Source organism: Ktedonobacterales bacterium (assembly GCA_036557285.1).
Lineage (GTDB): Bacteria > Chloroflexota > Ktedonobacteria > Ktedonobacterales > DATBGS01 > DATBHW01.
Map to the genome: position 1 here is coordinate 1 of DATBHW010000041.1, position 23,682 is coordinate 23,682.

The 23,682-nt window shown below is 62.0% G+C and carries 23 protein-coding genes; 14 read left to right on the forward strand and 9 right to left on the reverse strand.

The window, feature by feature from the left end:
• The coding region (locus VH599_11740; protein HEY7348973.1) for an ABC transporter permease at positions 1 to 1,393 on the forward strand (1,393 nt) is incomplete at its 5' end.
• 84 nt (positions 1,394 to 1,477) lie between these two features.
• Here the strand turns inward: VH599_11740 and VH599_11745 are convergent.
• Together VH599_11745 and VH599_11750 are read right to left on the reverse strand one after the other, a co-directional pair.
• The gene (locus VH599_11745; protein ID HEY7348974.1) at positions 1,478 to 1,714 is read right to left on the reverse strand and encodes a hypothetical protein; all 237 of its coding nucleotides are present in this window, start codon (positions 1,712 to 1,714) and stop codon (positions 1,478 to 1,480) included.
• Positions 1,715 to 1,731: 17 nt separating this feature from the next.
• Positions 1,732 to 3,762, reverse strand: coding sequence for an ABC transporter substrate-binding protein (locus tag VH599_11750; GenBank protein ID HEY7348975.1), 2,031 nt, complete (start codon positions 3,760 to 3,762; stop codon positions 1,732 to 1,734).
• A 163-nt stretch (positions 3,763 to 3,925) separates the two neighbouring features.
• Between VH599_11750 and VH599_11755 the strand changes: the two genes are divergently transcribed.
• Together VH599_11755 and VH599_11760 are read left to right on the forward strand one after the other, a co-directional pair.
• A complete protein-coding gene (locus VH599_11755; protein HEY7348976.1) occupies positions 3,926 to 4,234 on the forward strand; it encodes a hypothetical protein in 309 nt (102 codons plus the stop codon).
• 163 nt (positions 4,235 to 4,397) lie between these two features.
• Positions 4,398 to 4,613 carry a hypothetical protein gene (locus tag VH599_11760; GenBank protein HEY7348977.1) on the forward strand — a complete coding sequence of 72 codons (216 nt, stop codon included), beginning with the start codon at positions 4,398 to 4,400 and terminating at the stop codon, positions 4,611 to 4,613.
• Between the two features lie 99 nt (positions 4,614 to 4,712).
• On the opposite strand, the gene VH599_11765 is transcribed toward VH599_11760, so the two are convergent.
• From VH599_11765 to VH599_11780, 4 genes are read right to left on the reverse strand one after another with little or no spacing between them, the layout of a single operon-like run.
• Positions 4,713 to 5,225, reverse strand: coding sequence for a pyridoxamine 5'-phosphate oxidase family protein (locus tag VH599_11765; protein HEY7348978.1), 513 nt, complete (start codon positions 5,223 to 5,225; stop codon positions 4,713 to 4,715).
• A 34-nt stretch (positions 5,226 to 5,259) separates the two neighbouring features.
• A complete protein-coding gene (locus VH599_11770) occupies positions 5,260 to 6,627 on the reverse strand; it encodes an FAD-dependent monooxygenase (protein HEY7348979.1) in 1,368 nt (455 codons plus the stop codon).
• A gap of 47 nt (positions 6,628 to 6,674) precedes the next feature.
• Positions 6,675 to 7,916, reverse strand: coding sequence for a beta-ketoacyl-[acyl-carrier-protein] synthase family protein (locus VH599_11775; protein HEY7348980.1), 1,242 nt, complete (start codon positions 7,914 to 7,916; stop codon positions 6,675 to 6,677).
• A 34-nt stretch (positions 7,917 to 7,950) separates the two neighbouring features.
• A complete protein-coding gene (locus VH599_11780; GenBank protein HEY7348981.1) occupies positions 7,951 to 9,255 on the reverse strand; it encodes a beta-ketoacyl-[acyl-carrier-protein] synthase family protein in 1,305 nt (434 codons plus the stop codon).
• Positions 9,256 to 9,563: 308 nt separating this feature from the next.
• Here VH599_11780 and VH599_11785 point away from each other — a divergent pair, with 308 nt between their 5' ends.
• The 3 genes from VH599_11785 to VH599_11795 are packed head-to-tail and all read left to right on the forward strand — an operon-like array spanning position 9,564 to position 12,207.
• Positions 9,564 to 10,433, forward strand: a complete 870-nt coding sequence (locus VH599_11785; protein HEY7348982.1) for a UbiA family prenyltransferase — start codon at positions 9,564 to 9,566, stop codon at positions 10,431 to 10,433.
• Positions 10,434 to 10,484: 51 nt separating this feature from the next.
• Positions 10,485 to 11,456, forward strand: a complete 972-nt coding sequence (locus VH599_11790) for an MBL fold metallo-hydrolase (protein ID HEY7348983.1) — start codon at positions 10,485 to 10,487, stop codon at positions 11,454 to 11,456.
• A gap of 13 nt (positions 11,457 to 11,469) precedes the next feature.
• Positions 11,470 to 12,207, forward strand: coding sequence for a methyltransferase domain-containing protein (locus VH599_11795; protein ID HEY7348984.1), 738 nt, complete (start codon positions 11,470 to 11,472; stop codon positions 12,205 to 12,207).
• Here the strand turns inward: VH599_11795 and VH599_11800 are convergent.
• Positions 12,184 to 12,726, reverse strand: coding sequence for a hypothetical protein (locus VH599_11800; protein ID HEY7348985.1), 543 nt, complete (start codon positions 12,724 to 12,726; stop codon positions 12,184 to 12,186). The genes VH599_11795 and VH599_11800 overlap by 24 nt on opposite strands.
• 138 nt (positions 12,727 to 12,864) lie before the next feature.
• Here VH599_11800 and VH599_11805 point away from each other — a divergent pair, with 138 nt between their 5' ends.
• The 4 genes from VH599_11805 (at position 12,865) to VH599_11820 (ending at position 17,173) form a co-directional block, all read left to right on the forward strand.
• Positions 12,865 to 13,275, forward strand: a complete 411-nt coding sequence (locus VH599_11805) for an ACT domain-containing protein (GenBank protein HEY7348986.1) — start codon at positions 12,865 to 12,867, stop codon at positions 13,273 to 13,275.
• Between the two features lie 167 nt (positions 13,276 to 13,442).
• Complete coding sequence (locus VH599_11810; GenBank protein ID HEY7348987.1) at positions 13,443 to 14,150, forward strand: hypothetical protein; 708 nt, start codon at positions 13,443 to 13,445, stop codon at positions 14,148 to 14,150.
• On the forward strand, positions 14,147 to 15,562 hold the full coding sequence (locus VH599_11815; protein HEY7348988.1) for an MFS transporter: 1,416 nt from the start codon (positions 14,147 to 14,149) through the stop codon (positions 15,560 to 15,562). Before VH599_11810 ends, VH599_11815 begins: the two co-directional genes overlap by 4 nt.
• 33 nt (positions 15,563 to 15,595) lie before the next feature.
• Positions 15,596 to 17,173 carry an MDR family MFS transporter gene (locus VH599_11820; GenBank protein ID HEY7348989.1) on the forward strand — a complete coding sequence of 526 codons (1,578 nt, stop codon included), beginning with the start codon at positions 15,596 to 15,598 and terminating at the stop codon, positions 17,171 to 17,173.
• Positions 17,174 to 17,492: 319 nt separating this feature from the next.
• Here the strand turns inward: VH599_11820 and VH599_11825 are convergent, their stop codons facing one another.
• Entirely contained in the window at positions 17,493 to 17,624 is a 132-nt protein-coding gene (locus VH599_11825; GenBank protein ID HEY7348990.1) for a hypothetical protein, read from the reverse strand.
• 42 nt (positions 17,625 to 17,666) lie between these two features.
• Positions 17,667 to 18,221 carry a hypothetical protein gene (locus tag VH599_11830; protein ID HEY7348991.1) on the reverse strand — a complete coding sequence of 185 codons (555 nt, stop codon included), beginning with the start codon at positions 18,219 to 18,221 and terminating at the stop codon, positions 17,667 to 17,669.
• Between the two features lie 408 nt (positions 18,222 to 18,629).
• On the opposite strand from VH599_11830, the gene VH599_11835 reads away from it, so the two are divergent.
• From VH599_11835 to VH599_11850, 4 genes are all read left to right on the forward strand, one after another.
• Positions 18,630 to 18,758 (forward strand): hypothetical protein, encoded by a 129-nt coding sequence (locus VH599_11835; GenBank protein ID HEY7348992.1) that lies wholly within the window; start codon positions 18,630 to 18,632, stop codon positions 18,756 to 18,758.
• A gap of 376 nt (positions 18,759 to 19,134) precedes the next feature.
• Positions 19,135 to 21,492 carry a protein kinase gene (locus VH599_11840; GenBank protein ID HEY7348993.1) on the forward strand — a complete coding sequence of 786 codons (2,358 nt, stop codon included), beginning with the start codon at positions 19,135 to 19,137 and terminating at the stop codon, positions 21,490 to 21,492.
• Positions 21,489 to 22,427 carry a tRNA (adenosine(37)-N6)-dimethylallyltransferase MiaA gene (miaA, locus tag VH599_11845; GenBank protein ID HEY7348994.1) on the forward strand — a complete coding sequence of 313 codons (939 nt, stop codon included), beginning with the start codon at positions 21,489 to 21,491 and terminating at the stop codon, positions 22,425 to 22,427. Before VH599_11840 ends, miaA begins: the two co-directional genes overlap by 4 nt.
• A gap of 835 nt (positions 22,428 to 23,262) precedes the next feature.
• Positions 23,263 to 23,616 carry a hypothetical protein gene (locus tag VH599_11850; protein HEY7348995.1) on the forward strand — a complete coding sequence of 118 codons (354 nt, stop codon included), beginning with the start codon at positions 23,263 to 23,265 and terminating at the stop codon, positions 23,614 to 23,616.
• Positions 23,617 to 23,682 lie beyond the last annotated feature (66 nt).

The following is a 23,682-nucleotide window of genomic DNA, read 5'->3' on the forward strand; positions in this document are numbered from 1 at the left end:
CAAGATGATGGTGCTCTTGCGCAAGCTGGCGGACAAGGGGCATACGATTGTGCTGGTGACGCATGCGACCAACAACATCAATGTGTGTGACTATGTGTGCTTTCTGGCGCAGGGAGGACGCCTCGCTTACTTCGGCTCGCCGGAAGAGGCCCGAACCTATTTTGGGAAGACGGAGTTCGCCGAGATTTACAGCAGCCTGACGGCAAGTGATGAGCAGCCAAACATCCCTGAAGAGGCCGAAGATCGCTTTAAGCACTCCAGCAACTATCAAGCCTACATCGCGCCGCTCGAAGAGCGAGCAACCTCCGTCGAAACCAGGCCACCCACCACCAGAGTAATCAAACGGTCCAGGTCCGGCAAGCGGTTAAAGCAATTCTGGCTCCTCTCCCAGCGTTATCTGGAACTGCTCAAAAATAACCGGCTCGCACTCTTTTTGATGCTGGCGCAGGCCCCGCTCATTGCGTTGTTCCTGATGCTGCTGGTGCGCTTTGAGATCGGCCCTGGCGTCTTTGAGCCAAACAATATAGTCCTCTGCCAACCGCAAATCTTCACCGCCGCTGGTCCGATTGGCCTTGCGAATCAGAACGGCTCGATTTCTTGCGACCGGATTGCGACCTTTCTCAAGACAGACCCCCAGGGGGTCCAATACGCGCAAGCGAAAGGCAGCCCAGACCAGGCGCTTCAGGATTTTATCATCCCTGGTCAGGGCATCAACGCGCAAAGAGCCTTGTTCCTGACAACCTTCGTTGCGGTATTGATCGGAGTGCTGAATGCCGTGCGCGAGATCGTGAAGGAAGGGCCAATTTATCGGCGTGAGCGCACCGTGAACCTTGGGATTGGCCCCTATGTGTTCTCCAAGGTCGTCACGCTCGGCATCATAGCCCTCTTCCAAAGCGCCGCGTTGATCCTGATCGTCAACGCCTTTGAGCCGCTGCATCAGGGCGTCTTCCTCCCTGTACTGCTCGAAACCTATATCACCCTGGCGCTCTCAGCCCTGGCAGGCATGATGGTGGGCTTATTGGTTTCGGCGCTCGCTCCCAACGAAGATACGTCCAATAACTTGCTCCCGTTCATCCTCATTCCGCAGATCATCTTCGCCGGCGTCGAGATTCCCTTGAGGGATGGAGTCACAACCGTACTGGCGCTCTTCTTTCCCACGCGCTGGACGATGGCCGGTCTCGGCTCGTCGCTGGGCTTGCATGGAGACAAATTAGGCGGTGATCTCTTACTTGGAAATGACTACACCTATCATGGCACGCTTTTCTCCACCTATTCCCAGAGCGACGCCATGCAGCGTATTCTGCTGGCCTGGCTTGCCCTGGCGGCCATCATTCTCGTCTTTGGAGCAGGTGTCGCTGTCGCGCTGAAGTGGAAAGAGCGGCGCTGGCGCTAGGCGCTTTACTTGTACCGCCGCCGTCTCGGCGGCCACCGCTGCGCCTGAGCGAACGTTATCCCCTGGAGCGAACGTTCGCTCAGGTCAACGATGCGCCGCCAGGGACGGCGGCGGTACACGCGGCTGGCGCAGGCCAGGCGCAGCCGCGTGTACCGCCAGCCTCCGTGCTGGCGCGGGCAGGGTATGGCGCACTCCACGCACGCTGCCCCTTAAATCAGCAGCCGCGCCACATAGAAGGGCGAAAGCACCCTGGACGGCGGCAGAAAATCGCCGGTCACGCCCATCATCGTGTCGGCCAGGTGTGTGTTTGCAGCGGGCCATCTGGCTCGCCGCCTCGCCTAACACGTCCCCTGGTCGCACCACCACTCGGCGATGGTGACGGTTGGTCCTTCAAATGGAGTAGGCTGAAAGCCGTGCGCTCCCTTGCGCACGACAAACACGGCGGAAAAGCCAAAGAGGACAATGAACCGGAGTTCGCTCAGGTAGATCTCGTGCAGTTGATGAAAGATCTGCTGCCGCGCCCCTGGGTCTGCCGTCGCCAGCTCCTGTTGATAGAGGGCATCAATGGCCGGATTGCAATAAAAGGTAAAATTCTCCCCCTTGGGCGGAATCTGATCGCAGGCCAATATGGGGTTATCTGGATCTGGGCCATAGCCATCGGCAAACTCGCCGATGTCGAACCGGCCCGCGATGGCGCCGCTGGGTGGCGAGGCTTCCCCCGCAGACATGATGGTGCCAAAGAACGTCCCAGGGTCATAATTCTCAATATCAAGCTGGATGCCAATCTCCCTGAGATTGCGTTGGATGATCGCCTGGCTATCGGGGCGAAAAGTGACCAGGGAGACGGCGGTCGAGTACTCGAATTCCAGGCGCTGCCCGTCTTTGGCCCGCACTCCATCTGGTCCGGGGAGCCAGCCGTTGTCCTCCAGCAGTTTCCTGGCCGCCTCTGGATTAAACTGCGGACAGTCCGCCCCTGGTTCATAGCCCGGATGGGTTGCCGACGGATGGTCGGTACACAACGTGTGAGCGAAGCCATGCATTGCCTGCTGAATCAGCGCCTGGTGATCAATCGCCATGGCCATCGCCTGGCGCACTTCAAGGTGGCTACTGAGCACGACATTGTGGAAGTTGAAGTATATCGCCTCGTAAGTGTTATCAGTGGGAGCGGCGACCAGCGTATAGCTGGTCAGGCGCTGGTAGTCCGGAATCTGAGGTACATCCACCCAGGTCGCGGTGATGGCACCCGCTTGCAGGCCCCGCAGGCTGGTGGCTGCATCGGCGATGCGGAAGATCACCCGGTCCAGGTAGGGTAGTCCTTCGCGGGCGCGGTAGTAGCGCGGGTTGCGCACCAGCGTGTAGTGATCGCTTGGCTTGCTCTCCGCCAGCCTGAAGGGGCCGCTCACGACTTGCGGGGGCGAATTGAAGATGTCCTTGGGGGCCATCTGGCTGAAATAGTGCGCGGGCAGGGGAGCTATCGTACCCCAGACCCACAACGCGAGGAACGGCACATACGCGTGCTGGAGGTGGAAGGTGATCGAGAGATAGTCTGCCGAGACCTGCGCCGAGGTGATCACGCTCCATATTGGTATGTCGGCTAAGGTGTGGCCGAACGCCGGGTTCTGCCAGAGCCGCCAGGAGAAATCAACATCGCGGGCATCGTAGGGCTGGCCGTCTGACCACACCAGGCCAGGCCGCAGGCGGAACGTCCAGATGGTCGCATCGGCGCTGATGCCCCCATTCTGTAGCGTGGGTACCTCGCGCGCCGCCGCAGGATGCAGCACGCCCTGCGCGTCGCTAGAGAAGAGCGGCAGGTATAAGGCGCTATCCAGCTCAGGACCATCGTTGCTGTTTCCAGTGGGAATGAGCGACGGTTCATGCAGCAGGGTCTCAATCCAGGTGCCGCCCCGCACCACGCTGGGCAGAGGCTGGCGGAAGACACCGAGCAGGCTGGCCCCGCCCAGGAGACCGCCCGCGATGACCAGCACCGCCAGTCCGATGAGCAGTCCGGCGGTGCGGCGAGTAACACGCCTCCGCTGGCGTTTCTTTGGGGGCGCGGGGAGAAGTGGCGCGTCAGCAGGCGCCCGCGTGGCCGCTGCGGATGACTCCACGAAGCCACCCACTGGCGCAGGGAGCGGTGTCGCTCCGTCCGGGCGGCTGCGCAGCAACCCGAGTTCCTCGGCGCTCTGGTCTAGAACCGCGCATAAACGCTTCCGATAGTAGGGGCCGGGAACGGCGATCCCGCGCTCCCAGCGGCTCACCATCTCGAAGCTGCTGCCGATCTGCTCGGCCAACTCAGCCTGGGACCAGCCTTTGAGGTCGCGCGCGTGGCGCAGGCGTTCATTCGGAACGAACTTCTCAGCGTGCTTCATAGATGCCCCCTCCTTGCTCGAAACGCGCGGCCTGTGCCGCCTTTCATTTCAACTCCTAAACCCAAGAGAGGCGCCTTGCTCTCAGTGTAACAGAGCAGAGCAAAAATGACAATCTGCTGCCAGAAGTCGGTTCTAGCAAAAATGAGGTGTTGGCAAGCGAGGCATGGTACCTGTAGCGCCGCCTTCCAGGCGGCCACCGCTGCGCCAGGGCGAGCGTTCGCCCTGCGGGCCAACACACCAGCAGGCCAGCGTCCAGCCGCCAAGATGGCGGCGCTACAAGTGGCAACCCCCGATAGGTGGTGGAACTCCAGAAGTCAAAGAAAAGTCCAGCAAATGTCAAAAACTGTTCCTGGTCCCTGGGCGCTTTTTCAGGCACACTCGTATCAGGACGGCGCTGCAAGCGAGTCGTGACCGCCTTACAGCTAACCTGCCGGGAGCGTTCCTCGACGCTCCGCGCCCCTGGGAGGAGTGAAGCCCCGGCCCAGCGCCGCTGGCAGGACCAAGATGAGGTGGGGCGCGCCTGCCGCAGCGCCGCTCTTCCCTCCCCCGGCGGGGAGGGCGCTTCAGGGCAGGGCAGCCCCGTGACCGAAGGTTGACCGGGTGAACCCGCTTCAGCTTGAAGGAGGAGCAGGACCATGTTGTTTGAGGATCCCAGAAATGCTTTGTCGGTCGCCAGAACCCACCAGCGCGAACTCTTGGAGCGGGAGCAGCGTGACCGTCTGGGGGAGCAGGCGCGGCGTGTCAGCGCCGGGCCAGGCAGCCCTCGGCTGGCGAGCCGTTGGCAGCGCGTGCGCGCTGTGGGCCAGTGGCTGCTGGCCCGCATTGCCCGGCGCACCGCCGTACCCCTCTAGGAAGCGTGGTTGGGAATGCAGAAGGCGAACCCATTCCCAACCACTTCCTTAGAAACCGCCACATCCGAGCAAGGGCGCGCGGGGAGGGTGGGAGCAGGGTCAGAACTGGTAGCGGGTTTGGCTCCACTGGTCGCCCCTGGCGTAGGCGAAGATCTTGGTGAGCGTGACCGAGAACACCAGAAGCGTTTCCCCACTGTTTTTATCATAGAAGACCCCATCGCGCAGCAAGATGGGCCAGCCCTCGCCCCACTGGATGGCCCACGTCTGGTAGAGGCGTTCGCTCACGGCCACGTCGGTGAGTGGGACGACATCCCCTTCGACCACGATGTCGAGTCCGGGTTCCAGGTGGTTGCAGCCAGTCGTCAGCACCACATGCGGGTTCCCCCGCAGGTTCTTCAGCTTCTGGGCGATGCTCCCTGTTGAGACGTAAAGGGTTCCATCGACCCAGGCGGGTTTGACGGGCGTGACGTGCGGTCGTCCATCGGCGCGTACTGTCGCCAGCCAATATATCTCAGCGGTTTCCAGCACGCGACGGGTCTCCTCCCAGGGCGTCGGCACGGCGTCTGGTGAACTACTGTGTCCCAGGTCAATGGTCGTGATGGGGTTCTGCATGCTCAGTCCTCCTAAAGGCTATTCAAATACTTTCTTAAATCAGCAGCCGCGCCACATAGAAGGGCGAAAGCACCCTGGACGGCGGCAAAAAATCGCCGGTCACGCCCATCATCGTGTCGGCCAGGTGTTTGCGGCGGGCAAACCGCTCCATGACATGCTCGCACAGCCAGGGGCGAGCGATCAACTCCTGAACGATGTGTTCAACGAGGCGCTTGCCCGCAAACTCGCGCCGATGCAGCCGATCATAGGCGCGCAGGCGCTCCGCCGAGCAATCGCCAGCCGCCAGCGCCGCGCCCGCGACTCCGGCCAGCAGTTCAGCGCCGCGCAGCGCGCGATACATGCCTTCGCCGGTGAAGGGATCGTAAAAGCCCGTCGCATCGCCAACCAGCATCACTCCATCAGTAGAGAGACGCTGGGCGCTGACGGCCAATCGGCTCACCGTCAGAATACCCTTTGTGCGCCGCGCCTCATCCAGCCTGGAGGCGAGCGCCGGGAACCCCTGGAGCGCCTCATCGAAGAAAGCGTCAACATGCCCGGCCAGGCGCGGCGCTTCGCTTTCATCAACCACAATCGCCACGTTGCAGAGGTCGCCAACTGCTGGCGGCTCCAGCGGGGCCAGGCCCACATAGCACCCGCGCCCAACGTGCATTTCGCCGTACAGCCCCAGATCACGAATGCCGCGCATGTGTGTGACCAGCGCGATCTTGCGCTGGCGCGCGGAAGATTGCTGCACGCCCAGCCGCCGGGCAATCAGCGAATGCACACCGTCGGCGGCCACCAGCAGCCGCGCCCGCAGGGTCGTGGCTGCCGTCGCTTTGCTCTCGACGCCAGCGGCAGGGCTAGTCGAAGGACCATCCGATGCTTTACAGGAAGCGTTCGCTGATGTTTCACGTGAAACACTGGCGAGCGGTTCACGTGAACCACTCGCGGGCTGCGTCTTTTGCACAGCGAGACTGACGCTGATCTCCCTGGGGCTGACACGCTTTATCTGAAAGTCCTGAAGGCGCGTCCCTTCAAGCGCCTCAACGCCCTGGCTTCGCGCCCGCTCAATCAGCAGGTGATCGAAAATAGAGCGCGGCAAGGCCAGCCCATATTCATAATAGGGCTTACCGTCAGGTCTGGTGACGCCCGCGAAGTCGGCTCGGAACGCGCGGCCCGCCGGGGAGTAGATGTCGAAGCCGCGCAGATGAGCCGGTTGCCTAGCCTGCACCTGCTCCAGCACACCCAGGCGCTTGAGAACGCCTTCAATCGCCGGACTCATGTACTCGGCGCAGGCTTTGTCGCGCGGAAAGATCGCTTTATCAATCAGCCCGACATGATAGCCCTGCCGCGCCAGCATGATGGCGGCGGCTGAACCTGCTGGCCCCGCGCCAACAATGGCAACATCGAAATCAAGCGTCATGCGCGCTCCTATCCCACTTGCAGCGCCGCCTGGAAGGCCGCTGCAAATCACACCCTTCTGAGGGCTACCGCCATATTCGCGCCGCCGACGCCGCGCCCACCAAGCAGAACCACCGGCTGAGCGAACGGGCGCGCTTCGTCGCGCACCAGATCGAGGCCATAGGCGGGGTCCAACTCCTCACAATTGATCGTTGGTGGGATAAGGCCATGCTCAAGCGCCAGCAAGGCTGTAATCGCATCCAGCGCGCCCGCCGCCGCGTAGCTGTGGCCGATCATCGTGCGCGGCACACTGACAGGAAGACCGTCAAGAGCCGCGCCAAAGGCCAGCCGAAGTGCTTCCGCTTCCCCCTGATCGGACAGGGGAACGGCTCGCCCGTCCAGGCTCACATAGCCGATCTCGTTGGGAGCGATGTCTCCCTCTTGCATAGCCTGGCGCATGGCCCGCGCATACTGCGCGCCGTTCGCTGAAGGCGAGACCAGCCCATGCGCGTCATTGGTTTGCCCATAGCCAACAATTTCCCCATAGATCGGCGCTCCGCGCTGCCGCGCATGCTCATATTCCTCCAGGATGCACATGCCAGCCCCCTCTGCCAATACCAGACCAGCCGCGCGGCGGTCAAAGGGGCGGTAGGCGTGCGGATCGGCTTTCGTCACACAATAGCCCTTACGAGCCAGCGCCAGAAAAATGAACGGGTGGAGCAAGGCTTCGCATCCGCCGGTAATAAGCACATCCGCCGCGCCGCGCCGAATGGCGCTGGCAGCCATGCCCAGCGCATCCAGGCCGCCAACCGTATCGTTCACCGGCGTTTTACAGTAGCCCTGAATGCCGTAGCGAATGGACGCCTGGCCCACGTTCGCCACCTGAAGCCAGGCAATCGCCGTATACGCGCTCATCGCGCGCGGTCCGCGCGTGTAGGCAGCGGTAATCTCCCTGAAAACAAACTCTGCGCCCCCCCATGTGCAGGCAATGACCGCCCCGACCCGATGGGGGGATTCTTGTTCCAGCGCCAGCCGGGCATCAGTCAGCGCCTCTTGCATGGCGGCGAGAGCAAGATGGGTCACGCGATCAGTGCGCTTTGCCAACCTCCGGTCAATCACCGCTTCAACGACAAAATTGTCAACCTCTCCAGCTACCTGAATCGGAAGATCAGCGACCGGAAAACGCCGAATAGGCTTGATGCCAGAAGCGCCCCTCTGCGTCGCCTGCCAGAACGCCTCTTTTCCCAGGCCATTAGGAGCGATTACTCCCAGGCCGGTGATGACGACCCGCCGCGTTGACTGATGTGTCATGCCTGTGTTCCTTTGGGGAGAGAATGCAAGTCAGCTAGTGGACTCCAGCAAGGCGCCGATCACCCCACTCCGGCGCGGCAAGGAGGAGCGCCGTATTCACCCCGCCAAAGCCGCTGGAGTGCGTAAGCGCGACCTGAATAGTGCTGGGGCGCGCGGTATTGGGGATATAATCGAGGTCGCAGGCCGGGTCCGGCTGTTCCTGGTTGATCGTTGGCGGCAGGATATGTTCGTGCAGCGCCAGCGCCGTGACAATGGTTTCAATGGCGCTGGCCGCCCCTTGCGTATGGCCGATCATTGATTTGGTAGAACTAATTGGGATACGATATGCCTGCTCGCCGAAAACAGCCTTATAGGCGGCAGTCTCCGCGCTCTCGTTGGCAACAGTCGAACTCCCATGTGAATTGATATAGCCAAGCTGCTCAGGGGTGATGGCCGCTTCATCGAGAATCTGCCTCAACAGGGTCTGAAGCGGCATGCCATCTTCAGGCAAGGCGGTCATATGATAGGCGTTGCTGTTCGAGGCGAAGGTAATCAGCTCAGCATAGATACGCGCGCCACGCGCCAGCGCCAGTTCTCGTTCTTCCAGCAGCAGCACTCCAGCGCCCTCGGCCATCACGAACCCATCGCGGCCCCCGTCATAGGGGCGCGAGGCTCGCTCAGGGTCGTCGTTGCGTGTACTCATCGCCCCGATGATGCTAAACCCGTTGAAGCTCCCATAGCACAGGCCAGAATCGCTGCCACCTGCCAGCATACGGTCGGCGCGTCCCTCCTGAATCGTCCAGAACGCCTGCCCAATGGCATCTGCGCCCGCAGAACAACCGGTCGAAAGCACCGTACACGGTCCGTACAGTTGATGATGGGCAGCAATGGCGGCAGCGGGCGCGTGGGTCAGGATCAAGGTGCGCGACATGAAGACCTCGCACACCTCATGCAGCGGCTGCGTGCCGTTATCGCTGAGCTGTCTCCAGACCCTTTCCGTCTCTTCGTTGCAAGCCATCGCCGTACCCATATACACACCCATCCGAGCGCGCTCGTCCTCAGGTAAGGAGGTGGTGAGGCCCGCATCGCATAACGCGAGATTGGCAGCGGCAATCGAAAACTGGGTATTGCGATCCAGGGAGCAACACTCTTCGGCGGTCAGGCCGAGTGGTTCAGGATCGAAGTCTTGCGCCTCGCCAGCGATCCGAACAGGCAATGCGCTGGCGTCGAACCGGGTGATCGGACCAATACCTGAGCGACCAGCAACGCAGGCTTCCCAGAAGGCAGTTTTCCCAATACCATTGGGGGCGACAACACCAAGACCGGTGATAACGACTCGTCGAACGGGGGCGGCTGTCATCTATATTCCTCCCAAAAACCCTTCCAAAATACTTTTTTCCTCGCTCGCTACACTTTTTTTTGATTCCCACAAGGACGACACGAGGCGCAGCAAGAATGCCCGCCTTCGTCCATGCCCGTCGAATCTATCTTCTGCTTGGTTGCAGCTATTCTAGCACACACGTGGTTCCCATGCACATCCATTAGTATAGAATACAATACACTGGCTAGATACAGATCACCTCCAGGCTGGGCGTTCTCAGAAAAAGGGAGCATAGCCGCACTTCCAACGCTCCATAACCGGGTGGTAATTGACAGGAGGACACTGGAATGGTCAAAAAACGCAGCTTTGGTCAGATCGCATCCGGCTTTTTTCTCCTCTCTCACCCAGGACCAGTTGCCCTTCACATCATCGCTGTTGCCGCGTTTGCAGTCTTCGCCCTATGGCCCCATCTGGTCTGGAATATCATCCTTCTGGTGATTGCCGCGCACGCGGCCATGCAATTGTCCATTGCCATGCTCAATGACTACTGTGACCGTCGCTTAGACGCGCTCAGCAAACCAGGCAAGCCCATTGTGCGTGGATTGGTCACGCCCCGCGAGGCGCTCGTCGTAGGACTTTTCATGATCGCCCTCATGGTGGGACTCTTGCTGTTCCTCAACCCGCTGGCTTTGTTGATCTCGCTGGCTTACCTGGCGCTGGGGCAGGCATATAACCTCGGACTCAAATCAACCCCCTGGAGCGGAATTGTCCTGGCCCTGATGATCTCCCTCATCCCTCTCTACGTCCTGGCGGGCGTCAACCGCATCCCCCCGGCAAGCTTCTGGTTAGTTCCGGCTGGTTTTCTGGTGGGTGTTGCGCTGAATCTGGCAAACTCCCTCCCTGATGTGGAGAGCGACATAGCCGGAGGCGCAAAAACACTGGCAGTGGTGCTGGGGGTGAAAGGGTCATTCATGTGCTGCCCGTTGCTGATCCTGGCGGCTGTGGCGCTTATGGAGACTTTGACCGTATTGGGCATTGTTCCTGCCCAGCCCTGGATGATGATCGTTCTACTGGTCATCGCCCTGCTGGCTATAGGAACAATGATCCGCTTCTTCGGGCCGCAGAAGCCCATCCAGACGCGCCAAACCTACTTCTATCTGGTCGCGTCAACCTGTCTGCTCTTAGGAATAGGCTGGTTCATCGTCGTCGCAGTATAATCAAAGCGATTTTCAACGAAACACTTTACGAAAGAAGAAAGAAGGCGGAGCATGGGGAACTGGGCCTATACGAAAGGCTTGCACGACCTGGGCAATTCGGTTTATGCCTATCTGCAACCAGATGGCTCCTGGGGCTGGAGCAACGCCGGACTTGTCACCGATGGCGAGGCTTCGCTGCTGATTGACACCCTCTACGACCTGAAGCTCACGCAAGCGATGCTGGACACCATGCGCCAGGCGGTCCCGGCGGCGGCCTCGCTTGACATGGTGGTGAACACCCATGCCAACGGCGATCATTGCTATGGCAATCAACTGGTCGGCAGCGCGCAGATTATCGCCTCAGCGCGCGCCGCGAAAGAGATGCTCGATGTCCCCCCCGAGCAGTTTGCCATGCTGCTGAAGATGGCCCCGCAGCTTGGGCAGCTTGGCGAGTTCCTCACCCACAGCTTTGGCGCGTTCGATTTCGAGGGCATCACCCTGACACCGCCGACCACCACCTTTGAGGGCAGCCTGAACCTGAAGGTCGGCGACAAAGAAGTGCGCCTGATGGAAGTCGGCCCGGCCCACACGCGCGGCGACACGATGGCCTACATCCCCACTGACCGGACGATCTTCACCGGCGACATTTTATTTATCGGCGGGCATCCGATCATGTGGGCCGGACCCATCAGCAACTGGATCAACGCCTGCGACCTGATCCTTTCGCTGGACGTGGAAACCATCGTGCCTGGTCACGGACCGATCACCGATAAACAGGGAGTCACTGAAGTAAAGGGCTATCTCGAATACGTCTTTGGCGAAGCACGCGCGCGCTATGAAGCGGGGATGCCTGCCTTCGAGGCCGCCAGAGCTATTTCCCTGGATCGGTATGCGTCCTGGTCGGATGGCGAGCGCATCGCTGTCACCGTTGCTTCGATCTACCGCGAACTCAGCGGCGACCAGACGCCCCCGGATATGCCAATGTTGTTAGGGCAAATGGCGGCGCTGGCGCTGGGAAGAGGCGCGGGCGAGCCTGATCGATAAGGGGATAAGCCGTATGAACCTGCGCGAACGCGACAGCAGCGCCGAAGAACTGCTCGATGCCCCCGGAGTTGATGATCGGCTGCTGGAGCAGAGCCTGCGCGACCTCAGCCGTATCGGCTCCCTGCTCGGCTGGACACACCTGGCGGTACAAGATGTCGCCCATATTGTAGCGCAGCGCCAGTTGCGCGCCTTTTCGGTGCTGGACGTTGGGACCGGCGCGGCCAATGTCCCTATCGCGCTCGCGCGCTGGGCGCGCCGCCAGGGGCGAGAGGCGCAGATTACCGCCAGCGATCTCAGCGAGCAGGTGCTGGCAGTGGCGCGCGCCAACTGCGCCAGCTTTCCCGAAATACACATAGAGCAGCAAAACGCCCTGGCGCTTACCTATGCCGATCAGTCGTTCGATCTGGTTCTGTGCCAGGGGGCGCTGCACCATTTTTCTCCCGACGAGGCCGTCGCAGTGCTGAGGGAACTGGCGCGTGTCGCCCGGCGCGCGATCATCGTGACCGATCTCCAGCGGAACCGCCCACTCTACGTGGGGGGCTGGCTGCTGATGCACACGCTGATACGCAATCGCGTTACCCGCCACGACGGCCTCGCCTCTATTCGGCGCGCCTATACCCCCGCCGAAGTGCGGGCGCTGGCCGAGCAAGCCGACCTGCGCTCTGCAACCATCCATACCGCGCTTCGTCTCCGTCAGGCGCTCATCTGGCAGCGCAGCCCGCTCAACTCAACGGATCACAAAGTTTGCTGAGTACACCAGCCCCTGTGAAGCAGGCGCTTCATCGCTTCCCGCCTGATACATGAAAGCAACGCGATAGGTTCCAGCAGGCCAGGGGCCAGTGGCGTTCAGACCCTTGCCAGCAGCCAGCGCCTGAAGCGTCGAGGAGCCGGGAGCGAGTGCGACAAAGCGGGTCGCGGTTTCGAGCTTACAAAATCCCTCAGAGTGCCACGTTCCGCTCTCCAGACGTTGCAGTTGCACCAGCGTGCAGCTTGTCCGATGGTCGGCGGCAAAGATTTCGGTCTTCAACCCATTCTTAATGGTAACTTCAATGGTTTCGCCTGGCCCATACGACGACTTGTTGAGGACGAGCGTAACTGCGCCGGGCGCTGGCTTGCCTTCTGGCGTGGCAGTTGCAGTAGCCGTCCCCGTTTGCTCGCTGGTTGTCACGCCCGTATTTCCTGCTCCCGTCTGAGCAGGGGCGCGGCAGGCAGCCAGCGCGAACAGCGCCAGCGCCAGCAGAGCGAGAAACCTGAATCCTTTTAGGCGCATAGATACCACCTCCTTTAGAAAGAAGGACGCTCAAACTGGTTCCTGAGTTCCCAGGTCCAGAACGGACATGATATGCTACGGGCAGATGAACAGATACAGCATGCTCACCGAGCACCACCCTCTCTGAAAGGAAACGCGATGGCTGAATGGAAACTGACACTCTCGATCTTGCCAGAAACCTTTGCCGTGTGTCGGCTGGAGCAGCAGGCTGGTATTCCGACCTGGGCCACGAAGGGCAGCTTCTACTCCATCACGCGCACGCCGGAGGAGGTCTCCATCGTGTGTCCCCAGGACGACGTGCCTGATGATGTCCTGGCTGAGAAAGCGTGGCACTGCCTCAAGATAGAAGGACCGATGAACTTCAGCTTTACCGGCGTGCTGGCCTCGCTCGCCAGACCGCTTGCCGACGCAGGCGTCAGCATCTTTGCCCTGGCAACCTACAACACCGATTACCTGCTGATAAAAGAGCAGGATATGACGAGAGCCGCGCTGGCGCTGACCGAAGAGGGCCACCAGATTCTCCCCGACGGCGCAATCGAGAACAACTGATGCACCGCAAGACATTCTGAGCTATAATGTCTTGTAAGGGGTGATAGAGTTGAACATCTATCCCACTCAGCGGAACAGCGCAGGGCTGTGGAGGTGACGCCAGGGAAGCGCAGCGACGCACGACGCCAGTTGACAGTGATTAGTCGCCGAGAGGAGGGCGCAGGTTCATGGATCCGCTCTTCTGGATACTGGCGGGCGTGGTGGTCGGCTGTGTGATCGGCATTATCATCATCTGGCGTCTTGAGGGGCAGGCCGAACGCCGGGCCGCCGACACCCAACGGGTAGAGGCCCAGGTCTCCGCCCGACTGAAAATCTTCGATCCCCGCGCCGTCGTGGAAGAAATAGATACGCGGCCTATTCCGGCGGCCCCAACGCCCGCCAGCCCGACGAATGGGGCGCAGCCGCTCAGCGGCCAGCAGACCAACCATACCGCCACAGCTAACGGGGCCGCCGAACGGCCCATCCCGCCGGAAGTCCTGCAAACCACGCCGGAGCGCGCTTTGCAGCGCGCCGCCCAACTGGGGCGCGAACGACGCTATCTGGAACAAGCGATTGAGGACCAGCAAGCCAGGCTGGCAGAGCTTCTTCACAGCGATCCGCCCGACGCCTCAGAGGCAGCCGCAGCCATCAGCCAGTTGCAAACCGAACTGGCGCAGCAGCGCGAACACCTTCAGGAGACGATCTTTCTGGAGGAACGCTATCGGCAGGTGGCTGTCCCCACCCTTGAACAACTGGCGCAGCACTACAAAAATACTGCGTCTGCCCATACACCCAGGGCTTTTGGCGTTCGCCGCCACTCGCTGGCGCGCGTCAAACCGCCAGACCAGAATCCGCCCGCGCCCCCCGCGCAGGCGACAACGGACTCGCCTTCGTGAACACACCAGAATACTCGCAAGAACAAAAAACGCTCTTGCCCCCGCCGCACTCAACTTTACACAGCATGGCGCGGGGTTTCACCGCTCTGCGCCACCGCAACTTTCGCCTCTTCTGGTGCGGCCAGTTAGTCTCGTTGATCGGCACCTGGATGCAGGGGCTGGGGCAGCAATGGCTGGTCTACGTGCTGACCGGCTCAGCCTTCAATCTGGGCATCGTCAGCGCCTTTCAGTTCCTGCCAGTGCTCTTTTTCTCGCTGCCCGGTGGTGTTGTCGCTGATCGCCTGCCCAAACGCACCTTGATTATCTGCACGCAGACGGCTTCGATGCTGCTGGCGCTTACGCTGGGTTTGCTCACCTGGACGGGCGTCGTGCAAATCTGGCACGTCTATCTGCTGGCCTTCTTGCTCGGAATCGTCAACGCCTTCGACATGCCCACGCGCCAGGCGTTTATCGTCGAGATGGTTGGGCAGGAAGACTTGATGAACGCCATCGCCCTCAACTCATCAATTTTCAACGGCTCGCGGGTGCTGGGTCCGGCAGCGGGAGCCTTCATTATCAGCGTGGTCGGCATTGCTGGCTGTTTCTTTCTGAACGCGCTCAGCTTCGTGGCCGTCATTATCGGCCTCTTCCTCATCCGCCTGCCAGCGCGAGAGAAGCCAGCAGCGGCGCGGCGCAATCCTTTCAGCCAGATTGGCGAAGGGCTGCGCTATATCCACGATGACCGGCGCGTCCTGCTCGTCTTTCTGCTGGTTTCGTTTATCGGCGTCTTCGCCATCCCCAACTACACGACGCTGATGCCGGTGATTGCCGATCAGGTCTTGCACGTCGGCGTGGCCGGACTGGGAACACTGACCGCTTTTCTTGGCCTTGGCGCGGTGATCGCTTCCGTCAGCCTGGCCTATACCAACACGCCAGAGCAGCGGCGCTTTTTCATGATGTTTGGCGCGGCCAGCGCGGCCACGCTGCTGATCGTTTTCTCGTTCTCGCACAGCTTCGCGCTCTCGCTGGCAATGCTGGCGGGCGTCGGCTTTTGCGTCGTCGCCAACAACGCCACCGGCAACACCATCATCCAATCTTACGTACCCAATCACCTGCGCGGGCGCGTGATGAGCGTCTGGTCGCTGGTGCTGGTGGGGCTGGCGCCCATTGGCAGCTTCTTCGCTGGCTCGCTGGCCGACCATACCGGCGCGCTGCTCACGGTGCGCGTGGGCGCGTTCGTCTGCCTGGCTGCCGCCGTCGTGATCGTCCCGCAGTTGCTCGGCTGGCGCTGGTCGCGGCGCACAGACGATCCGCAGCGGCGCGATCCCAACAAAGCGCCTGCGATACACGCGCAGACGCTCGCCAGGGACTTCACGCCGCATCCGAGCGATATTCATCTGATCGAACATGAAGGGGCGCAGCATGGGGACTGACGCAGCGACTCGCAGCGTGGAGAGGAACGAGCGATGACGAAGCATGATCGGCGGATTGTCACCATTGCGGTGATGCTGGGTACGGCGCTTTCGGCGCTGGATGTCACGGTGGTGAGCGCGGCGATGCCCACCATTGTTGGGCATCTAGGCGGGCTGAGCCTGTACTCCTGGGTCTTTTCGGGATACCTCCTGGCAAGCACCATCACCATCCCCATCTATGGCAAGCTCGCCGACCTCTACGGGCGCAAGCGCATCTTCACCATCTCAGCGATCCTCTTTCTCATCGGCTCAGGGCTGTGTGGCGCAGCCACGAGCATGCCGCAGTTGATTCTCTATCGCGTTGTGCAGGGATTAGGCGCGGGCGGCGTGCAGCCGATGACCTTCACCATCGTTGGCGACATTTACAGCGTCGAAGAGCGCGGCAAGGTGCAGGGGTTGTTCAGCGGCGTCTGGGGCATCAGCAGCGTGATCGGCCCGCTCGTTGGCGGCCTCATCACTCAGTATATCTCCTGGCGCGGCATCTTCTACATGAACCTGCCCTTTGGCCTGCTCTCCATCGTCCTGCTCTGGGTCTACCTTCACGAGCAGTTGGAGGTTCGTCGCCCGCGTATTGATTACCTGGGCGCGGCCTCGCTGGCTGTTGGCGTCACGGCTTTGCTGCTGGGGATTCTGGAGGGCGGCGTAGATTTCCCCTGGGATTCCGCGCCCATCCTGGGGCTGCTGGCGCTGGCGGCGGTCTGCCTGGCATTCTTTGTCTGGCAAGAGTTTCGCTCCCCGGAGCCGGTTCTGCCGCCCCGGCTCTTTAAGCAGCGCATCATCGCGGTTTCAACGCTGGGCGCGCTGCTGCTAGGTACGCTGATCGTCGTCCTGCCCTCGTATCTGCCGCTCTATGTGCAGGGCGTGGAGGGCGGCACAGCCCTGATCGCGGGGATTGCTCTCGCGCCGCTTTCGATCTTCTGGCCGGCGGGCAGCTATCTCTGCGGCGTCCTCGTCTTGCGCGTGGGCTATCGTGTCAGCGGCCTGGTTGGCGTCGCGCTTTCCAGCACAGGGCTGGCGCTGATCGTGCCGCTGGGCTGGCTGAGCCTGAACCGGCCCGCTGCCGCCGCGCTGATTCTCGTTGGCATGGGGCTGACCGGCTTTGGCCTGGGCATCATCTCCCTGACGTATCTCATCGCGGTACAAAATACCGTCCCCTGGAACGAACGCGGCGTTGCCACCGCTTCCAACCAGTTCTCGCGCACCATTGGCGGGGCCATCGGTGTTTCGGTGATGGGCGCTGTGTTGAACATGCAGTTGATGGCAAGGCTGGCCGCCGCTGGCATTCACCTGGGGACCATCCCCGATCCGACACAGCCGGGCCAATTCCTGACGCTCAACGCGCTGCTGCGCCCGGAGACGCGCGCCGCGCTGCCCGCTCATCTGCTCGGCCAGCTTGTTAGCCCGCTGGGCGCGTCGCTGCATATCCTCTTTCTCATGATGTTTGCGCTGGCCGGACTGGGCGTCATTTCCGCCTGGCTTTTGCCCAGCGGCGCGGTCAGCAGCAGCCCTGACAGCGCATCTGAGCAAGCAGTACTGCCGGGCAAAGCGGCGGGGGCCATGTCGGCGGATTGATCGGCAATAGACCCTCTATCAGTATTGTCATACATCAATATTGTCATATATTCTGGCTGATGAGCAACCATCCTGCGTAATTCCCTCTATCAGTACTGTAATACATCAATAGTGCAATACTGCCTGTACCGCAGCAAGAGCGGCAGGCGCCACACCCTGCCCCGCCCACGCCGCCAGGGACGGCGGCGGTACACGCGGCCTCTGCCTGTACCGCCAGGTCCGCCGACCTGGGCTTCCCCCCGCCTCGCTAGGCGCGGTGTCTGTACTTGTAGCGCCGCCTTCCAGGCGGCCAACGCTGCGCCAGCATGGGCGTTGCCTCTTAAAGCGAGCGTTCGCCCAGGCAGATGGTGGGCCGCCAGGATGGCGGCGCTACAAGTGACGTTCGCCCTCCAGGCCAGCGTACCGGCGGTCCAGCGTTGAGCCGCCAGGATGGCGGCGCTACAGGTACCACATCCCCTCAGCCCCCCTGCCGCCGGGACGGCGGCGCTACAAGTCACGCCGCTGGCGGCTCTTCTGTCGTCTGCCGCCAGACTCGCTCCGCTCCCCCGGCCCACGCGCACTCCGCTGCCTCCCGCCCCTGCCTTCGCTCCAACACAGCATAGACCTGCCCCAGCCGCGCCAGACTGACCACCAGCGCCCACGCGCGCACCTCCTCGGCCAGCCAGCCGACCCGCCGCAGCCGCCGCTCCGGCGCTTCCACCAGTCGCACCACCCGCGCCAGTTCCGCCTCCACCAGCCACCCTACCCACGCCAACGCGCGCCCGGCCTCGCGCCGACTCAGCGGGCGCATCTCGGCGTCTGCCGCCAGCAGCCCTGCCCCCTCCCACTCCGCCTCTGGCGTCAGCACGTTCCGGCCTGTGCGCTGCCGCTCGGCCAGCAGCGCCAGCAGCCAGGGGCCAATCGCCTCTGCTGCCCGCCGCGCCAGCGGCAGCCAGAGCCACACCGGCCCGACCGTTCGCCGCAGCGTCTCTGGCAAGACGCCCGACACACCGCCACTGCTCAGCCAGTCCACAAACGCGACCCAGCGCGCCCACGATAGTGTTTGCATGGTTCGATCTCCTTTGCGCTTCTCCAACACTCAGCGCACAGCGTCCCATGCAAAAGCGGCCCCCAGTCCTCTGCAAGCTGAGGCAGCGCGAGCCAGCGTGAGGAAGCAGGAAGCCGCCGCGATGAGGCAATGCCCGATCACCGCCGCTTCCTGCCCGCACACCCGGCGCACGGCGCCTGGCTTGCCAGGAGGTGGCCGCTATTGAGATCGATCCCACTCCAGAATGGTACAATCCGTCTAGCCCCATCTCCTGGCATGTTCAGGGCTTCGGGGTATGGCGCGGTCAGTGATGATTACACTGCCGCGTCAACCGTTTTGCTGGAAATGTGCTGTCAAACGCCCTGGAAGGGGTCGTTTGCTGTTTCTATCCTACCATGCGGTTTATATGCTGTCAAGGATTCGGGACGTTTGGCAGTTTTCGTAGCGCCGCCATCCTGGCGGCTAGCGATTCGCCAGGGCGCGTGTTCGCCCTCCAGGCCAGCGTACCGGCGGGCCAGCGTTGCGCCAGCACGGAGGCTGGCGGTACAGGCGGGCTGATCCTGCCTGTAGCGCCGCCGTCCCTGGCGGCGAGCCGCTGTGCCTGGGCGAGCGTTCGCCCTCCAGGCCAGCGTACCAGCGGGCCAGCGTTGAGCCGCCAGGATGGCGGCGCTACAAGTGAGCCGCCTATTCACCCACCAGGCGGCTGTGCTATACTGGAATCAGAGACACAAATGCCCGACGGCATGGTTCATGCGCACCAGAAGATGAAGGGCTGGCCGTGAAACCCTCCCAGGGCTTCAGTCGTATTACGGGCGAAAGAAAAAAGGCGCGGGCGCGCGAGCGACCAACGGGAGCGAGAATGCCGAGGCAAGCGCCCGCCGCCGTAGGCGCCACCACCTGGACGATTGGTATCTGAGGGGGATGAAATCGAGCGATGATGCGCACCTGCCCGCACTGCGGGACGCTTAACCGAGACAGCGCCACCTATTGTAACCAGTGTGGCGCGCTGCTGAGCGGGCCAGCCAGCCCGTCGGGCGCGGCGTTGGCCGCGCCCTCCTCAAAGCGCGCGGGGGATGATCCCGGCGCGACACTCGTTACCGTGACCAGCGCCGATGACCCTGGCGCAACCAACGTCAACATCCCCACAGATACCGGCGCGCATACCACGCCGCATGTCAGCCCGCGCACCGGCTTGCTGCCGCCGCAAACGCTGCTGCGCGAGCGTTATCTGATCCTGGCGAAACTGGGCCAGGGCGGCATGGCAGCGGTCTATAAGGTCAAAGACGAGGGCAAACGCGGCGAGCCACTGCGGGCCATCAAAGAGATGAGCCAGGCGGCTCTCAAAGAGGGCGAGCGCGAGCAGGCCATCGAAAACTTCCAAACCGAAGCCGAAATGCTCAAGGCGCTGGACCATCCCAACCTGCCCAAGTTCTATGAGCAGTTTCAAGAAGAGGACCGCTACTATCTGGTCATGGAGTATATCGAGGGGGAGACGCTGGAGGACCGGCTGGAGCGCGCGGGCCGGAGCTTGCCAGAGCGAGACGTGACGGATTGGGCCGAACAGTTGTGCAGCGTCCTCACCTATCTGCACGAGCGCCGCCCGCCGATCATCTTCCGCGATCTGAAGCCCGGCAACATCATGGTGACGAAGCAGGGCCAGGTCAAGCTGATTGACTTTGGCATCGCGCGCATCTTTCGCCGCGACAAAACGCACGATACGCAGGTGCTGGGTACGCCGGGCTACGCGCCGCCGGAGCAATACGGCAAAGGGCAGACCGATCCGCGCTCGGATGTGTACGCGCTGGGCGTGACGCTGCACCAGTTGCTCACCAACTACGACCCATCCTCCACGCCCTTCTCGCTGCCGCCGCTGCATACGCTCAACCCCGATGTTTCGCCGCATGTGCAGGCAGCCATCGAGCAGGCGACACACCTGAAGCGCGAGGAACGCTTCGAGAGCATCTCCGAGTTTCACGGCGCGCTCTTTGCGCCTGGCGCGTTTGTCTTTCGCAGCGGCCAGCGCGCCGCGAACGCCGCGGAACTGGCTGCGCTCTGTCGCCAGCTTCCCCAGGAGGCCGAAGAATATCTCTATGCCGGGCGCTTTGAGACCTGGCTGCGCACCGTGGGCGAGCGCAAGCTGTCGAAGATGGCGCACAGCGTCGTGGCGAGCAAAACAGACCATGCCCAGGGGTTGGACGAGTTCCTGCGACAACTGGACCCGACCAGCAGCACAGCGAAAAGCAGCGCCGCAGGCGTTGCCGCTGCCCCGGCCAGCCCGAAGGTTTCTACCCTGGCGGGCGGCGTTCTTCAGGCGCAGCCGGGCGCGCTGGACATGGGATCGCTGGCTGCCGGTCAGGCTGGTGTCGCCACGTTCATGGTCAGCGGCGCGAAGGGCGCCAGCATCAGCGGCGAGGTCAAGCCAATGGCCCCCTGGCTGAAAGTATCGCCCGCGCAGTTCAACGGCCCGACGCTGATTGAAGTGCGCGCCGACACTAGGACGCTCCCCGGCTCACAGAAGCATCAGAGCAGCGTCCAGATCAGCAGCGCGGGCCAGCGCCTGATTTTGCCGGTGAGTGTCCAGGTGCTAGGCAACCAGGGGACCGGGGTGCTGTCAGGCAAGCAGGCGCGGGACCGCAATCGCATCCTCAAACATAGCTGGCCGCCGCACCGTCAGCCCGAAATCGTTCAGCAGGCCACCTCTGCTGTCATGAGCTTTGGCCTGGCGCTGGCGGTCCTGCTGGGGCTGCAACAGGCGTTCGGCTTCCAAACGCTGATAAGCTTGCTAAGCGGCCCCTTTTTCCCGCTGCTGCTGGTCGGCTGGGCGCTGGTAGCCACCATCGGAGCGATGATCGGGCGCTGGGGCGACAGTCTGGAGCGGCGCGCGCTTACCAGCGCCGTCTGTTCGCTCACTTCGTTGGGGCTGGTCGCGCTGCTGTGGGCCAACTGGCTCCAGCCAGAGGTCTTTCAGGGCGTCTATCACCCGGAAGCCCTGCTCGTGACCGCCATGAGTATCGAGGCGATCACGGCGGCGCTGGGAGCCGCGCCCAGGGTGAGCGGCTATGTCTTGCGTATCCTGGGGGCTGTCGCCCGGCGCGCGACGTTCCTGGTCTTTGTCGGCATGCTTGTCCTGGGCGGCTTCGTGGGCTATATCCTGACCAGCAGCTTCCCGGCCTCGCTGCGTTTTATCGAACCAATCGCCATCGTGGCCGGCATCATCCTGGGCGCGATCCTGGCTGTGCGCTTGAATCGCTACGTTCGCCGCTTCCAGCGCCAGCAGGCGACGAAACCATGATCTGCCCTCCCCCACCGATTCCCTTGCTGGCGCTGGTTGGGCCAACGGCCAGCGGCAAGACGGGGCTGGCGCTGCGCCTGGCTCTGCGCCTGCATGGCGAAATCGTCTCGGCGGATTCGCGCCAGTTGTATCAGGGCATGGATATTGGCACCGCCAAACCCACGTCGGAGGAGCGGGCGCTGGTCCCGCATCATCTGCTCGACAGCATCACCCCCGACACACCCTATACCCTGACGCAATACCAGGCCGACGCCCAGGCTGCCATCGCCGCCATTCACGCGCGGGAGCATCTGCCGCTGCTGGTCGGCGGCACTGGCCTGTATATCCGCGCCGTCGTAGATAACCTGGCGATCCCGGAAGTGCCGCCTCAGTGGGAACTGCGCCGCGAACTGGAAGCGCAGGCCGCGCGCGAGGGCGCGGCGGCGCTGCACGCGCGCCTTGCCGCGCTCGATCCGGCCAGCGCGGCGCGCATTGATCCGGCCAACACGCGCCGCGTCATTCGCGCGCTGGAGGTCTGCATGGTAACGGGCAAGCCATTCTCTGCCCTGCAAGGGGCGCGGCCTTCGCCCTATCGCGCGCTGCTGCTGGGGCTGACCTGCGAGCGCGCCCGGCTCTACGCGCGGGTTGATCGCCGCGTTGATGCGATGATCGCCGCCGGATTCGTAGATGAAGTACGCGCTCTTGTCGCGCGCGGGTATGACTGGCGGCTGCCCGCCATGACCAGCCTGGGCTATGGCGAGATGGGCGTGTATCTGCGCGGCGAAACATCGCTGGAAGAGGCCGTCGAGCGCCTGAAATACCACACGCACAGTTATATCCGCCGCCAGTATAGCTGGTTTCGCGCCGATGCCCGTATCCACTGGCTGGACAGCGAAGCGCCCGACCTGGAAGATGCGGCGCTGGCGCTTATTCAGGCGTGGCAGGCCGGGGGATGACAAGGCGATCTCAAAGTCCGCAGGCGGTTGAAACCGCGCCTACGGACGGCTGCTGCTCGTGCCTGGGTTGGGAGTCTCTCTCCAGCGGCGTCCTTGGGTGCGACTTTTAGATAACCCTGGACCATTGGGGGTGCATCCACGAGTTGTCAGTTAAGCGACCCCTATTGACAGGAAGTCGAAAAAAGGTTATAAATAATCCAGGTTGCTAAGACGAATAAAGAAAGGAGGGAATGGCTACTTTTTCCCGTGTACACTGCGCGCTGGTTACACCGGACAAACGGACCCATCTGGAGTAAAGACCACAGGGATTAGGATGTTGTCAGGAAAGGCGCCTGATCCCACCTTAACCGGCTGCTATCTTCGGACACAACTCACGACCTCCGCTTTTCAGCCTCAAACGTCGCAACCCAAAATAATCTGTTGCGGCGGCGGCTGTCCCGCCGCTGGAAACCAAAGCGCGACCAGTACGGCAGAATGGGTGGACGAATACTGGTGGGGAAACCAGCTTGGCTGGCGGACCACCTTATATACCACCTGGCACTTTAACGGCAATTGCGGCAGACCCAGCCTCGTCTCGAGAAATTGCACCAGAAACAATTATGCCGGGGATGGCTGGACAGGTCTCAGCAATACGTACTGCAATAGTTGGGCGATTGATGCCAATACGATGAAGGCGGAGGATGACGTTTCCATCACAAACACGAACCCCCCGCACGACTATACATGTACCGGCTGGGCCACAACTCAGGTGGACAATGGCGCCGCCTTCACCAATCGGAATGGAAACAACTGTTAACAGGCTGATGTCCTGTCTAGCTCCAAAGGAAGTTCTGCCATGAAATCCAAACGCCTGTTCTGGCTGTCATTGCTTGCGCTGTGCTGCCTGGCTGTCGCATGGGGCATCTTCTGGAAAGTTCCGTATGGGCATTCTTTGGTATCCTGTTCAAGCGTTGAGGGGCAGCCGGAGCAGTGCGTCACCGGACCCATACAGTACGACCTCAGCGCCCAGATTGTGATCGGGTTAGCCCTTTTGGGGCTGAGCTTCTTCTGCTCGCTCATTGCCTGGGTGACAGGGCTGTTCACGACGGCTCGTGTTAAGCAATGGGGATGGTTTGCAGCCATTTTGTTCCTATCGCCATTAGCAACCTTTTTCTATAGTCTGTTCGGTACACGACAGCGCGAGGCATAGGGATAAATAAATCAAGAGGGTGGCTGAATCAGAAGACGACAGCCACCTTCTTTTTGTCTGAACTTA

What these genes read in the sequence shown, in the direction of transcription:
- VH599_11745 (HEY7348974.1), bottom strand. Translation starts at nt 1,714, where the DNA reads ATGGCCCGCTGCAAACACACACCTGGCCGACACGATGATGGGCGTGAC.
- VH599_11750 (HEY7348975.1), bottom strand. Translation starts at nt 3,762, where the DNA reads ATGAAGCACGCTGAGAAGTTCGTTCCGAATGAACGCCTGCGCCACGCG.
- VH599_11755 (HEY7348976.1), top strand. Translation starts at nt 3,926, where the DNA reads ATGGTACCTGTAGCGCCGCCTTCCAGGCGGCCACCGCTGCGCCAGGGC.
- VH599_11760 (HEY7348977.1), top strand. Translation starts at nt 4,398, where the DNA reads ATGTTGTTTGAGGATCCCAGAAATGCTTTGTCGGTCGCCAGAACCCAC.
- VH599_11765 (HEY7348978.1), bottom strand. Translation starts at nt 5,225, where the DNA reads ATGCAGAACCCCATCACGACCATTGACCTGGGACACAGTAGTTCACCA.
- VH599_11770 (HEY7348979.1), bottom strand. Translation starts at nt 6,627, where the DNA reads ATGACGCTTGATTTCGATGTTGCCATTGTTGGCGCGGGGCCAGCAGGT.
- VH599_11775 (HEY7348980.1), bottom strand. Translation starts at nt 7,916, where the DNA reads ATGACACATCAGTCAACGCGGCGGGTCGTCATCACCGGCCTGGGAGTA.
- VH599_11780 (HEY7348981.1), bottom strand. Translation starts at nt 9,255, where the DNA reads ATGACAGCCGCCCCCGTTCGACGAGTCGTTATCACCGGTCTTGGTGTT.
- VH599_11785 (HEY7348982.1), top strand. Translation starts at nt 9,564, where the DNA reads ATGGTCAAAAAACGCAGCTTTGGTCAGATCGCATCCGGCTTTTTTCTC.
- VH599_11790 (HEY7348983.1), top strand. Translation starts at nt 10,485, where the DNA reads ATGGGGAACTGGGCCTATACGAAAGGCTTGCACGACCTGGGCAATTCG.
- VH599_11795 (HEY7348984.1), top strand. Translation starts at nt 11,470, where the DNA reads ATGAACCTGCGCGAACGCGACAGCAGCGCCGAAGAACTGCTCGATGCC.
- VH599_11800 (HEY7348985.1), bottom strand. Translation starts at nt 12,726, where the DNA reads ATGCGCCTAAAAGGATTCAGGTTTCTCGCTCTGCTGGCGCTGGCGCTG.
- VH599_11805 (HEY7348986.1), top strand. Translation starts at nt 12,865, where the DNA reads ATGGCTGAATGGAAACTGACACTCTCGATCTTGCCAGAAACCTTTGCC.
- VH599_11810 (HEY7348987.1), top strand. Translation starts at nt 13,443, where the DNA reads ATGGATCCGCTCTTCTGGATACTGGCGGGCGTGGTGGTCGGCTGTGTG.
- VH599_11820 (HEY7348989.1), top strand. Translation starts at nt 15,596, where the DNA reads ATGACGAAGCATGATCGGCGGATTGTCACCATTGCGGTGATGCTGGGT.
- VH599_11830 (HEY7348991.1), bottom strand. Translation starts at nt 18,221, where the DNA reads ATGCAAACACTATCGTGGGCGCGCTGGGTCGCGTTTGTGGACTGGCTG.
- VH599_11840 (HEY7348993.1), top strand. Translation starts at nt 19,135, where the DNA reads ATGATGCGCACCTGCCCGCACTGCGGGACGCTTAACCGAGACAGCGCC.
- miaA (HEY7348994.1), top strand. Translation starts at nt 21,489, where the DNA reads ATGATCTGCCCTCCCCCACCGATTCCCTTGCTGGCGCTGGTTGGGCCA.
- VH599_11850 (HEY7348995.1), top strand. Translation starts at nt 23,263, where the DNA reads ATGAAATCCAAACGCCTGTTCTGGCTGTCATTGCTTGCGCTGTGCTGC.